This is a genomic window from Streptomyces sp. NPDC019937, from assembly GCF_040631655.1.
Lineage (GTDB): Bacteria > Actinomycetota > Actinomycetes > Streptomycetales > Streptomycetaceae > Streptomyces.
In genome coordinates this window covers 95,322-109,665 of the sequence record NZ_JBEYAL010000004.1, presented here as the reverse complement: position 1 = coordinate 109,665, position 14,344 = coordinate 95,322, and the positions used below count along the sequence as shown (strand labels likewise).

The 14,344-nt window shown below is 74.2% G+C and carries 1 protein-coding gene (running past both ends of the window); it reads right to left on the bottom strand.

All 14,344 nt of this window come from inside a single coding sequence — locus tag ABZ562_RS05010, lonely Cys domain-containing protein, on the bottom strand. Of the gene's 95,679 coding nucleotides, 39,766 precede the window and 41,569 follow it; the stretch shown corresponds to coding positions 39,767-54,110 — codons 13,256 (partial) to 18,037 (partial); reading right to left, the first codon wholly in view occupies positions 14,340-14,342. Both codon boundaries (start and stop) fall beyond the window edges.

The following is a 14,344-nucleotide window of genomic DNA, read 5'->3' as shown; positions in this document are numbered from 1 at the left end:
TGCGCCCGCCAGTCGTCGATGCCCCGTTCGGCCAGGGCGGCCGGGACGTCGTAGACCCCCTGCGACGGGCGGGCCGGGGTGATGCCGAGCCCCAGGACGTCCTCCAGGGTGGGGCGCAGCACCACGTTGCCGGTGACCCAGCGGGTGCCCTTCGGGCCGCGGACCTCCAGAACGGTGTGGGCGGTGAGGGTGTAGCCGAGCACACCGCTGTCGTCGGGCTCGCCCTCGGCGTTCTCCGAGACCGCCGAGCCGTACTTGAGGACTTCGCGGCGCAGGCCGGTGCCCCCGGTGGCCTGGCCCAGGGCGGTGTTCTCCCCCGCTACGGGCACGGTCCCGGCGAGGGTGTCGGTGTTGCCGTCGGTCAGACCGCCCTTGACCGGCGCGGTCACCGACGGGCTGAGCTTCCGGCTCGCGCTGGTCGTGTGGGTGGCGGTGGTGGTGCGCAGCCTCTGGGACAGCACGTCGTGGCTGGAGGTCTCCATCTGCGGCCGGTACAGCGCGAGTCCGATCCGGGCGGATCCGCCGGAGGGCTGCTGGCCGGTGTACCGGGACGCCTGGGCGGGCGTCAGCTCGATCTTGCCCCGCCGGATGAGGTCACCGATCCGGCGCATGGTGTTCTCGGCGGAGGTGGAGGTCTTGGGCAGGCCCTCGCCGCGCAGCTCCGGGTCGACCTCGCGCAGCGCGTCGGCGAGTTCGTCCATCGCGTCGAAGTCGTAGACGGTGATCGGCTGCGTCGGCGTCCACCGGTCGGTGCCGGACAGCCGGTCCCGTTCCGGATCGCCCGCCGGGGCGGCGGTGGGCCGGGGGTCGGCCCGGTGGACGTTCGGCGTGATCAGGACCGGGGCCGGGGCGGGCAGCTCCGGGGTGCCGTCCTCGCGCCGCCGCGGGGCCTCGCTGCCGGGGAAGCGGAGCGTCACGGTGGCGGGCGTGCCGGGGGCCGGGGCCGGGACCGGGGCGGGCGCCGGGGGGTTCTGCGCACGGGCGGTCCCGTCGCGGCCGAGGGCCCGGTCCATCCAGCGGGTCAGCCCGGCGGTGTCGGCCGCCGACAGCGCGCCGTCGAGCAGGGCGTCCACCAACTGCGCCAACGAGACGACCCGGTTGGTCAGGAAGCCCAGCGCCGAGTCGTTGAGCCGGGTCGAGGTGACCTCCACCCGGAACTCGTACGGCACCTGGAACTGCGCGGCGGGCCGGAAGGTGCGCGGCCACTCCTGGTGGTTCCTGGTGACGACGCGGGACGGGCCGCGGGTGCCGGCCGAGGTGAAGGTGGCCGTGCCCCCGGCGCTGCCGGTCCGCTCCGTGCCCGGCGTGAGGGTGAAGCCGCCCGTGCCGCCGAGGGTGAGGGTGAACCCGGTGCTGCGGGAGGCGGTGAGGGTGATGGCGCTTGCCGACGCGGAGTTGATGTTCTCCAGGCCCGAGTAGGCCAGCAGCGCGCCGCGCAGCGCCGCCAGGTCGGTGCCCGGTGCCGGGCGGGCGTTGAGCGCCACCTCCACCAGGTGCAGACCGGTGCGCCCCCGGTAGGGGAAGTGGGAGCGCCGCCAGTGGTTGGCGCCCGCGGACGCCAGCGACCGCATGCCGGTCACGGCGCCGGCCTCCGCGATGCGCGCGTCGAGCCCGCGGACGTGGCGGCCGTCCCCCGGCATGAGCGAGCCGGGCGCCTTGTGCTCGACACCGGCGCGGATCGCCTCGGTGAAGTCGTCCAGCGGGCCGGCCGGCAGCGCCTCGGGCACGGTGGCGAAGCCCAGCGACCGGCCGCCGGCGCGGGCGAAGTAGCGCGGCAGCAGGCGGTCCATGGGCAGCTGCGCCGGCTCCAGACCGGCCAGCCGGGCCAGCTGCGGATCCTGCCGGACCAGGGTTTCGGTGGCCCAGAACACCACGCCGCCGGGAACGGTCACGGCGTACGCCACCGAGCTGTGCGGGCCGACGCCGACCGCGTTCGCGACCGCGTTGCGGTGGCCCTTGCGCAGCAGGACGAGGTACGTGGCGTCCACCCGGAAACCGTGGAACCGGTCCTTGGCGTGGGCCTCGGCGGTGACCCGGTCGGTGAACGCGGCGTCGGTGTCCGTCCGGCTCTGGGTCACCGCGGTGTTCCGGCCGCCGCTGCCGGACACGCTGCCGGGGTGTTCACCGGTGTGCGAGCCGGTCAGGCTGGTGGAGACCGCCTCGGAGCGGCCGGAGGTGGTGCCGCGCCAGGCGGAGTCGGTGCTGGTGAGGTCGTTCTCCGCGTAGGTGGCGGCGTCGGGGTTGTCGCCGGGGTGGCCCGTCCCCTCGTAGACGGCATGGTGCAGGTAGCCGCGGATCTCGCCCTGGATCTCGGTGCCCACCAGCGAGCCGGCGGTGTCGGCGTCGACGACGTAGACGCCGCGGAAGATCTGCGGCGAACGGGAGATCAGGCTGGTCGACGACGACGCGGCCCGCAGCACCTGCTGGACCGGGCTCTCGGCGTCCGTCATGGACTTGCCGACGGTCATGTCCTTGAGCCAGTGGGCCGGTTCGGCGAAGGCGGTGATGGCCGAGGGCAGCCTGTCGATGAGGTCGGAGCCCTGGGAGGCGGCCCACCGCAGGATCCGGGCGAGCGCGCCGGGTTCGGCGGCCGTGGTGGCCGCCGGGTCGATCCCCTTGAGCATCTGCCGGAACGCCGACATCAGCGCGCCGCTGCCCAACGCCAGGTTGACATGGGCCTGGCCGGGCAGCAGCACCACGTCCTGCGGGCGGACGCCGCCCGCGTCCGGGGCCATCCGCGCCTTGCGGAAGTCCTCGGCGTTCGCCCGGCGGATGGCGACCGGGCCCAGCGGGGCGGCCGGGGCGTCGAGGGTACGGCTCAGCGGCACGGCGACGGAGACGATGCCGTCCTCCGTGTCGAACGTCGCCAGCGGGGTGTCGCCGTTCTCCGAGAACACCCTCATGGTGAAGGTGCCGGGGATGTCGAAGACCCCGAGCCCGGACTGGGCGTAGGTGAGCAGGTCGAGGCCGTACCCGGCGGCGGACCCCGAGCTGTCGCCGGTGATCTGGCGGGTGGCGGAGACGCTGTACGGGATGCCGCCCGCCACCGTCCAGTGGTGCGGGGCCGGGCCGCTGATCTCGGCGGAGACGTTGCCGAACAGCGACTGGCTGGAGCTGCTGGACTCGCTGCCCGCGACGCCCATGCCGTTGGCGTTCATCAGCGACCAGCCCGGCAGGTTCTTGCGGTGGTGGGGGGACGTACCGTCCGTCGGCTCCACGGACAGGTCGATGGCGAGCCGCCAGACCCCGTACTCCAGGGGCAGCTCGACGTAGAGCGGGTGGCCGCCGTCCATGGTCGCGCCCAGCCCGCCGCGCCGGCCGATCTGGGAGCGGGCGATGCGGAGCTTGCGGGCGTTGGCGAGCCACGCCATCAGGATCGCGCTGTCGTTCAGCCAGTCCAGGCGCTGCGGCGTGGAGGGCGCCAGGAAGCCCATCTTGCGCAGCAGCGTCTCCAGCTTGTCGAAGAGCGGCCCGGTGCCGGTGACCTTCAGTGGGGTGACGTCGACCGGGAGGCCGCGCAGGGACGCCACCTCGGACGGCAGGTGGCGCTCCTGGCCGGGCTCCACCGGAACGCCGGTCACATCGGCCAGCGTCGGCACCCGCATGGACTGCCCCTGGGGGCTGGGCAGCTCGAAGGTCTCGGTCCGGCCGCCCTTGGGGAGCACGAGCGCGGCGTAGTACGTGATGTCGGCGTCCGTCAGCAGGTGCGGGTTCTCGCTGACCAGGCTGTACCAGTCGTACGCCGTGCCACCGGAGTTGAAGACGCGGGACCGCTGGTGCTTGTAGCCGCCGCCGAAGACGAAGTTCCCGTCCGGGCTTTCGGAGCCCTGGAAGGTGGTGGCGACGGTGAACTCGGCCCGCTCCGCGTTGGAGACCGTCAGCGCGGTCTTGGCGCCGACCAGGTGCAGCAGGTCGTTCTCCAGGATCAGCTTGTTGCTGCTCCTGGCCAGCGCGTCGAGGCTGAAGGAGTTGATCCGCGCCCAGACCTCCAGATAGCCCAGCGGCTCACCGCCGCGGTCCAGCAGGATCGGCGAGGGGTACGCCTCGGCCAGCATCAGCGTCAGCCCCGAGCGCCGGTTGTTCTCGTCCAGGAACGACCGCAGCGCGGCGGCGGACTCGTCCGACATGCGACGCAGATGCGGGCGCAGCTGCGGGGCGGCGAGGAACGCGTCGAGCAGTTCGGACGGGTCGTGGATGGTGTCCATCCGGTGCAGCGGCAGCTCGTCGGAGACGGTCCGCGGGTCCGCCGGGACGTCGTGCGGGGAGACCGGGCCGAACGGGCGCGGCGGCATGTGCTGGGTGAGGTAGTGCGGGAACCACGCGGTGAGCCGGGCGGGCGAGGTCTCGGCGTCGTCCCAGTCCTCCTCGGCGTGGGGTGTGGGCTCCGTGGGGCCCGGGGCGAGTACGGCCGTGAACTGCCAGCTCATCCCGTAGTCGTAGGCGTGCGAGGGCTCCGAGGAGAACGCCAGCGCGGACATCGCGGTGTAGTTCTCCGGGACCGTCATGGTGACGGCCTGCTGGTTGTGGGTCAGCGTCAGCTTCGGGGTGAAGGTCTGCGAGGCGACCGCCGGGTTCTTGGAGTCGTGGACCGCCCAGGTGCGGCCGTAGGAGAGCGGCAGGCTCCGGACGTTCCCGGTGCTGCTGGTGTCGCTGGTGTCGACCGCGGTCCGGTTGCGCTCCTCGATGTGCACCCGGCGGCCCTCGGGCGTGTCCTCGGTCATCGTGGGAGCGGGCCGGTGGCCGAACAGCTCCAGCCGCGCCGACACCTGGTACCTGCGGCCCCGGTAGGTCACCGTGCGGGACATTCCCTTGCCGCTCAGCACGTGCGGCAGGGCGTCCAGCACCTCGTCGCCGGAGTACTGGGCGGCGATGTCCCGCTCCAGGGCGGCGATGTCCGCCGGGTCCTGCGCCTCCAGCGCGCCGGGCGGCAGCTGGGTCGCGGCCTCGGCCCGTACGGTCCGGCTCAGGTGCGCGTGCAGCCAGGTGAGGGTTTCCTCCGGGAACGGCATGACGTGCACCGAGCCCTGGAGGCCGCGGTGGCCGCTGCCGAAGCGGGTGACGAGGGCGGAGGGCCCGGGGGTGGCGGGGGTGCCGTCGTCGGAGTCCTCGGAGGAGTCGGAATCCGAGTCGGAATCCGAGTCGGAATCCGGTTCAGGGGCCGGGTTCGGCTCGGGGTCGGAGTCCGAGTCCGAGTCCGAATCCGAGTCGGAATCCGGGTCCGAATCCGGGTCCGAATCCGGGTCAGCGGCCGGGATACCCGCCGGGACGGCGGTCGCGGGCGACAGTGTGTCCAGGCCGACCGAGTCGACACCCTCCACACCGGCCAGGTCCTGTCCGTCCCGTCCGCTGTCCGTCAGGGTCGGACGGGTCGAGCTGGGCACGGGCCGGACCGGGGGCGGGGCGTCCGTGAGGGTCGTGGGGTCGAACGGGTTCTTGAAGCGCCAGTCGTCCGCCGTCGGCTTCGCCACCTGCGGCGAGGGGAACAGGGACAGCACCGGGTACGGCTTTCCGCTGAGGTGGGCGATCCCCGTCGTGGCGTAGGTGGTCGTCACGGAGCGGCCCAGCCGCTTGCTCAACATGAACGGCAGGCGGGGGCCGCCCAGGCCGGGGATGTCCAGCACCACGACGTCGTCGAGACTCCGGTCCACCAGCATGGGGTGATGGGCCATCAGCGCCACGAACTCCATGAACGGCACCCGGAAGACCCGCGTCTGGCTGCCGAAGCGCAGGCGCAGGGCGTCCGGGTCCGACGGATCGTAGGACGCCCGCACCACGAAGGGCACCGGCCGTTTGTCCACATCGGTGATCTTGAGCTCGTCCTCATCGACCCACGGGGCGCGGACGAGGCCGTCGGACGTCAGGATCCTGGAGGTGTCCAGCCTGCTGATCTTCGCACCACCGGTGGACCAGTCGGCCCCGGCCCGCACCCTGCCCAGGAGCGGGTCCCTCATCCGGTCGTCCTCTGTGAAGGCTCCGGCCGTCTCCAGGTGGAACGCCGCCAGCGCGTCGGGATCGGCGGCGTCAATGCCCCACGTGAAGGCCCTGGTGACAAGCCGCCGCAGTTCCGCCCGGACGGCCTCGTCCACCGGGTCGGCCGTCTCCAGGTGGAGAGCCTTCCGGGCGAGGCCGTCGATGTCCATACCGGGCCGGTCCAGCAGTTCATGCTCCCTGACCGAGGCCCAGAACGTCCGCGAACGGTGGCTGGCCCTGATGCCGGCGACGGTGGTCTCCATCGTCGACGCGATGACACGGTCCCACTGATCCCTCGTGAGGCTGTTCTTCCGGAAACTCGCCATGTTCACGGCGGTCGACAGCGTCACGAAGTCGCTCAGGGGCGTGCCGGCGGCCGTGGCCGCCGCTTCCAGGAGCACCGCGCGGTAGTCCGCCCGGCGCGCCTCCGTCCGGCCCGCGGGGAGCTTCGCCGCGACGATCCGGTGGAAGAGGTCCATCGTGAACGGGCCCGCGGCATGGGAGCGGCCGTCGGCGTGCCACATCCGGTCCAGCACGGCGGCCCCGCGCAGCAGCTCGGCGTAGCCGGGGTTGTCCTCGATGCGTACGGCGTCGTCCACCTCGTTGCCCAGCGCCAGCTTCAGCGCCCGCACCAGCCGCAGCGTCCGGTGCCGCTGCGCCGCCGACACCCTGCCGTCCGGGCGGCTGAAACCGATCGCCCGCGCCCGGCGGTTCAGCTCGGCGGTCCTCGGCTCGGGGAAGAACTTCGCACGCCCGGACCGCCGCCCCTGGGGGTCGCCGTATATCAGGCGGTAGTAGACCCGGTTCGGCTCGCCGTCGTCGCTCGTCGCCGTCATCCGGATGGTGCAGCGCACCTTGCGCCGCAGACCGTTCGCGTAGCGCTGTCCGACGGGCACGTCCTCCAGCGGGTCGGCGACGTACGGCCCCGGGAAAGCCTCACCGCCGTGGATGTAGGAGGGCGCCCTCCGGTCCCGCGGCGATCCCGCCCAGCAGATCTCCAGGTCGGCCCAGTATTCCTTGGGGTAGACGGAGAGGCTGTTGCGCCGCGCGCGGGCATACCGCTGCGTCTCGTCACCGTTCAGTATGCGCTGGTCGCCGTCCCGCAGCGGCAGCGAGATACCGCCCGGATGCCCGTGGAGGCTCTGGTAGACCGCCGGGGCCGCCTCGTCCGGGTCCGCCGGGGTGAAGCGCGCGGATTCGGTGCCCGTGGCGGGGTTGTAGTGGGCGAACTCCGTCATCTGGTCGAGGTGGCGAAGCTGTCGCTCACGGCCGGTGATCAGGTCGCCGCGGTCGAAGGCGGACCGTCCGATCTGCTTCTTCGTCAGCTTGCTGACGATGGCCGAGGTCTCGACCTCGTGGTGCCAGTCGGGCACGTCGTCGGGGGAACCGGGGTCCAGGTCCGCGGGGTTGGGAACCCAGTCGCCCTCGGGGCGCCCCGCGTGGTGGACCACCCGGATCCTCGTCGGCTTCCCCGGCCGGACGGTGAGCTCCACATCGCCACTGTGCGCGTACACCGGATGGCCGGTACGGAACGCGAGCCGGCGCGCCAGGTAGAGGAGGCCGGAGCCCGCGTTCGGGACGGCCAGCACGATCGGCACGTCCTTCGGCAGCTTCGACAGCGCCGCGTCGTGCGCCATCAGCTCGGCGAACTCCTCGATGCCCAGGTCCCGGGTGGTCTTGTCCGGCCACGGCACCACGACCTTGTCCCGGTCCCCCGACGCGGCCACGACATAGGCGGGCTCGTTCCCCTCCCACGGCTGGTCGTCCGGCCCCAGGCGCGTGATGGTGCCCTTCTCGTCCTTCTCGGCCAGGTCGACCGTCGTGGTGTCCAGCTCGCGGGCGCCCGAGCCCGTCCAGTTCACCCCCGTGCTTGCGCCCAGGCCCAGGTGGTCGGTGAACCGGTAGCGGTCGTCCAGGACGCCCTGCCGCTGGGCGTGGAAAGCGGCCAGGGCGGCGAGACTGGTCGCCCGTCCCTCCTGGTCCGCCTCCAGCACCAGGCCGTACAGCTCGTCGCTGACGTTCTGGTCCACGGCCGTGCCCGCGGGCAGGTGGAGGATCTCCCGGGCCAGACCGTCCACATCCATCGGCCCGCGGCGCAGCCGCTTCTCCTGGCGGCGCAGCTGGTCCAGGATCTCCACCGCCTCCGCGTGGGGCTCCATGGAGATCTCGATCGAGGTCGGCCTCGGCCACTGCGAGACCAGCCTGTTGGCGGGGACCTCGGGAAGGCCGCTGCCGGTCACGTTGAAGTGCGCCGCCTCCAGGCGCGGCTGACCGGCCGGCCGGTTCCGCTGGAGCACGGCCAGCGCACGGCCCAGTTCCTGCAGCAATGCCACGTGCACGACCTGGGCCCGTCGCGCACCACGGTCCTCGGCCGCCGCCTGCCGGACCGACAGCTCGGCGTTGGACCGGAAGTCGTTGCCGTAGCCGGAGATGCGGACCGTCGGCAGGTCCACCTCGGCCCGCAGGTTCCGCAGCCCGGCCACGGCCAGGCGGCGGGCCAGGTCGCGCACGTGCGCCGCGTCGGCCTCCGACAGCGCGAGCGCCCCCTTCGCGAAGCGCACCTCGGTCTGTGGACTCAGCGCGGTACGGGAGGCGGGCTTCGAGACCGGTGCGTCGTCGTCGGAGCCGGAATCGGAGGACTCCTCGTCCGAGGAGTCGCTGTACTCGGATTCGGACGACGCGGAGTCGTCCGAGAACAGACGGCTCTCGGCATCGGAGGACTCGGACACATCGGAGGACTCGGAAGCCTCCGATGCCTCCGACTCCGAGGCCTCCGACTCCGAGGCCCCCGACTCCGACTCGGACGCGTCAGGGGCGTCCGGCATGTCATCGTCCGAGTCGGTGTCGGTGTCCGACGACGTCCCGGCGTCGGACATGTCGACGTCCGACCCGTTCCAGGCCGGCGGTGCCGAGGACGCCGAAGCCACCGGCCGGGGGCGGGGGGCGGGCGCGGTGGCCCCGGTCCAGCGGGTCCGCAGGCCCAGCTCCCGCCGCAGCGCGTCGGCCAGTTCCACGGCCGACCGGGCGTCCGGCCCGTGGTCGAGCAGATGCTCGGCGACCTCCCGTACGGCCTCGCGGAACGCGTCCCCGGCGTAGCGGGCGTCGGCCCGCGCCGCGTGCGCCGGGACGGGCAGCACCAGGAAGGCGGCGAGCTCCCAGGCCCCGGTGGCGTCCAGTGCCGCGCCGTCCGGGGTACCGGTGACGTCCGGGGTACCGGTGACGTCCTGCGGGGCCGCCTCCTCCCCCGGGGCCGTGCTCCCGCGCGTCGCGGTGGCCGCCTCGAACGCCTCGTACGCCGAGCGCCACAGCCGCCGCGACACCTCGGCCGCGACCACGTCGAGCCCGTCCGGCACCGGGCCGGACCGGTGCAGCAGCAGCCGCACCTGGTCCAGCGGGGACACGCCACCCGCCTGGAGCCGGTCGGCGTTCAGCTTGGCCTCGAACTGCTGGGTCGCGGTCAGTTCGCCACCGGCGGCGCGCAGTTCTGCCGCGGTGACGAACTCGGCCGGGTCCAGCCGCGGCGCGCCCCGGCGCAGATCGTCCTCCGTCACCTGGCCGGCGAGCCACCCCCGCACGTCCTCGCCCGGGGCCGGGGCCGGGATCGCGGCGGTGTCCCCGGGCGTGGCGGCGGCCAGCTCGGCCGGTGGCACGCCGAGGTCGTACAGCAGGGTTACGGCGTCCTCCAACCGCGCCAGGGCGTCCTCCAGCCGCTCCGCGGCGGCGGCGCGCTCCGGGGCGTCCGGGCCGGTGGCCTCGGCCGCCTCGGCGGCTTCCGTGGCCTCGGTGAGGAGTGCCAGCGCCTGGGTGTGCTCGTCCCGGGCGAGCGCGAGGATCCCGGCCTCCTGAACGCTGTCGTCGCGGCTGTCGTCGCGGCTGTCGTCCGGGAGCGGCGTGACGGTGGCGTCGTCGCCCTCGGGAGACGCGGCCGGGGTGCCGGCGGGCTCCACGGCGCCCGGCGTCCCGCTGCCGATTCCGTAGGTGGGCGACGGGCCGCCCCCGGGAGGCGGCGCCCAGGTGGGCCGCGGGGTGGCCGGAGTGAGGTCCCGCGACCTGATGAAGCCCCAGTCGAACGGCAGGGGCCGACGCCCCGACGCGTCCGGCGCCGCGTAGACCGTGAACGTCCGGGACCCCGGCCGGCGGTGGATCCCGGTCCGGCCGTACGTGGCCCAGACCCCGCGGCCCGAGTTCCGGGCGCCCTCCCCCGGGAGGCTCCCGAGGAGAGGCGCGCCGGCCGGGGGCCGGGCGCCGTCCGCCACCAGGAGGATGGCGGCGTTCCGGGGCGCGCGGTGCAGTACGCGGTCGCGGAAGACCAGTTCGCCGAACTCCTGCCGTGGCACCGGCGCGCCCAGGAAGCCGCCGTCGAAGACGTACAGGAACGGGGGCGGAAGGCCCGGCCGGTACCAGGGGGCGGGGACCGTGCCGATCTCGATGAGCGACCCGTCGGGCGCGTAATCCACCAAGGTGACGACACTGGCGTCGAAGTCGCCGTCCAGCACGGCGGAGCCATGGCTCAGGTCACGGCCGTTGGCCGCGCCCGCGGCGTTCTTCCCGAGCGTGAGGTCCGACAGAGCGCCCCGGCTCTCCAGGTCGTCGGCGGCTATCTCGGGAAGGAAGTGGCGGCCCGCGGCAATCGCCCTGCGCACCAGCGCGACCGCGTCGTCGAACCGCGCGGGGTCGGGGCGGTCGAGGTGCAGGATGCCGGCGGCGAACCCCCCGCGGTCGTCGACGGTGTCCAGCAGTTCCAGCAGCTTGACCTCGGTCCACACCAGCCTGGACAGTTCCGCCTCGCCCACCGGCTGCCCGTCCTGGGTCCCCAGGACGTTCCGGGCCATGGCCTCGGCGGCGGGCGTACCCGCCGCGGGCAGCCGGTTCAGCGCGGTGATCAGGTGGGGCAGCGTGACGAAACTGCCGAGCGGACGGCCCGGCATGGCCTGCCACGCGGCGTCGGCCAGGGCCAGCACCTCCTGGACGTGCTCGGGGCCACCGGGGCGCACATCGGGGCGGCCCGGCCGGAACTCGCGCACCACCCGGTACAGCAGGTCCAGGGTGAACTCGCGGTTTCCGTCGCGGTCGAGGACCCGGTCGCGCTCGCGCATGCGCTCCAGCGCGCCGATGCCACTGAGCAGGTCCGGGTACTCCCTCCGCTCGTCCACGTCCGGGTCGTGGAAGGCCTCGCGCAGCGCGCGCACCAGCCGCAGCGCCCGGTGGCGCGTCTCCGGGGACACGGGGCCGGTGCGGAGCCCGGCCATCCGGGCCCGTTCGTCGAGCGCGGCGCCTCGCGGCTCCGGACGGAACTTCACCAGCCAGCCGCCCTCGCCGCGGACGTTGGTCCACACGGAGACGGCCCGGGTGCCGTCCGCCAGCGTCACCATGCCGATGCGATGGCGGGGCCCGTACACCGTCGCCTCGAGATCGTTGGACAGGTCCTGTGCCGCGGCGACCACGGCGAGCGGATCGGGGACGAACGGCAGCGGACCGTCGAACTGTCCGTCCGCGACGACGCCGCCGATGCCCGGCCGCGCCGCGGAGAAGCAGACCAGCAGCGCCCGGGGGCGGTGCGGCGACACCTGCGCCAGGGAGGACCAGCGGACCAGGGCGCGGGCGTGCTCACGGCCGCTCAACTGCCGGAACCCGTCCCTCGTGGCCCAGGAGACGCTGCCCGCGAAGCCGTGCTGGCCGGTGAAGACCGTCCCGTCGGGCGGCCAGGGCACGTTCCGCAGCGCGATGTATTCACCGAGCTGGTCGTTGTGGGTGACGAGCGCGGTCACCGTCGGCAGCCGCGAGGTATCCAGGAGCCGGGCCCGGCCGCCGTCGGGGTCCCCGCCGAGGTCGACCGAGACGAAGCCCGTCACCAAGCCCTCGGCGTCGGGAATGGGGAAGATGTCCGCGTCCCCCACCCAGTCGTCCGTCTCGGAGCCCGGAGGCACCGGCCCGGGCCGGGAGATGAAGAAGTCGCCCCGGGGCCGCCCCTCGTCGTCCAGCAGGCCGAGCACCCGGTGACCGGGCCGGCCCGGAAGGTCCACCACCGCCGGGACGCCGCTGGTGGACACCACGGGGCGGTGGTGCCGGGCGGCGAACCTCCGGGGCCAGGCGGCGGTACGGCCGAAGCCGGGGATCACCAGGGTCGCCGGGACGTCCCCCGGGAGGGCGGTCAGGACCGGGTCGAGGGCCATCAGCTCGTTGAACACCTCGAACGGCACATGGCGCTGGAATCCCGCGCGGCCCCGGACCAGGAACTGGTGCTCACCGGACGTGGCGAGGAGGTAGGGGTCGGGGCGGCCCGGCCCGGAGGCCCAGAGCGCCGGCCGGACGTCGTCGACGGTGTTGCCCTGGTCCCGGCGGACCATCACGGCGGTGGTGCTCAGGTCGAGGTCGGCCGGGATCCGGCTCCCGGTCCAGTTGATGCCCCGCGGGCGGCCCTGGGCATCGATGACGCGGAAGCGGTTGTCGAAAGCGCCCCGGTCCATGAGGTACAGCGCGCTCAGGCCCGCCAGGCTCGTCACGCGCTGGGCTTCGGCCGACGACGCCAGCCGGAACAGCTGGGCGCGCCGCTCACCGGTCACCCGCTCCTCGGGGGTGAGCAGCAGGACGCGGCGGGCGAGCCGGTCCATGTCCAGCGGGCCGCGGCGCAGTTCGGGGTCGGCCGACCGCAGCCTGCTCAGCTCGGTCCGGGCGGCCAGTTCTTCGGGCGTGAGCTGGGCCGTGCGCACGGGCGGTTGGGGCCGGCCGTGGCTGCGCTGCCTGCCGGACCGTCCCCGGGAACCCCACCGTGACCTGGGTCCGTGGGTCTCGGGCCGGTTGCGGTCCGTCCGGCCGCGTCCGGGCCTGTGGGTGCCGCCGGATGCGGGGGGACGCCCGCTGTAGGTGGCGCCGGGGCCCGTCTCCGGCCGGCCGGTGGAGGGGCCTGGCTCCGTGGACGGGCCGGCGGGGGCAGGGCCGGCGGGGGTCGTGGCGGGGGCGAACCGGGGGGCGGCGTCGCTGCCCTCGTAGTGCTCGGTGCCTCCCACGGGGCGTCCGGTCGCGCCGACCTCGTTGCTGTAGAACAGCTCGATCTCCCAGGCGGCGCTCGCGGGCCCGATCCCGCGCCGCATGCCGCGCAGGGTCGTCCGCCCGTCGGCCCGCCGGTTGAACCAGGCGATGTCGACGCGGGTGTCGAAGGCATGGGCCAGCAGGTGGGGGAAGGCGTCGCCGATGTCGGAGTTCCAGCGGTTGTCCCAGTCCAGGACCGCGTCGCGCAGCCCGGCCAGCTCCCGGTCGTCCAGGGGGGTGTGGCGGACGACCAGGTCGCGCAGCTCGCCGAGCAGTTGCGCCGCGATGGGGAACCGGTGCTGGTCCGGCACGGGGACGCCCAGCTCGGTCAGCCGGGTCACCAGCTCGGTCTCGTCCATCCGGTCCACGGCCGCGGCCCATCCGCCGGTCACCGAGTGGCGGTACTGCAGGGCGATCTCGACGGGCAGCCGTTCCCGGTTCGCGGTCAGGTGGTCGGCGACGAACCGCCGCATGGCGGCGAGGACATGGCGGTCCGAGCTGCCGGGTACGCCGCCGCGCGCCAGGTCGGCGCGGACCCGCGCGGGGTCCGACAGCCAGGCGTGGGCGTCCCGGTCGGCGGTGGACCGGGCGTCGGCGGCCAGGCCGGGCAGGCTGTCGCGGACGAGCAGCGGGTCGCTCGCCAGGAAGGCGTGCAGCAGGCAGGAGCCGTCCCTGGCCACCGGCAGCCGCCGCCCGCGGGCCCAGCCCGTGGTGCCGTCCACCGGGGACATCATGATCGGCGTCCGGGGCGGTGGCTGGGGAGTCCGCCCCTCGGACGATGTCCCGGGGGGCGTCCCGTCCGTCAGCCGCGCCGGAGCCGCAGCCGCGGGCAGCGTGGACGGTTCCCCCGTGTGCTGCCGCTTGGCGGTCGCCACCACGGCGAACGGCCGGGACTTCCGCTTGGCCCCGGCCCGCGGACGGGGCCGGGGGCCGCCGGCGCTCCGGCCGGCCGAGACGAAGTCGGCGGCGGTACGCGGCCGGCCGTCCGGGCCGGGGCCCAGGGCGATCGTGGTCCGGCCGTCGGCGTCGGTGAAGAAGTCCACCGTGCCGTACGCGGTGTACGCCTCCGTGCCCGTGCTCCGCGAAACCGCGTCCAGCAGCCGCTCCACGGCCGGCCCCGCCGTGGCGGGGGCGCTGCGCGGCAGCAGGATGACGACCTCGCCGCCCGCCGGGCGCTGGGGGTCGATGGAGAGCAGGTGGGCGAAGTCCTCCACGGGGATGCGGCCGGACAGCAACCCCTCGCCCAGCGGGCCATGGGCCCGGATCACCCAGGGCTCCGGGCCCTCCGGCCGGTCCCAGGGCGCCGCTTCGGTGATGTCGAAGGTGGGCCTCCCGTCGGGCCCGA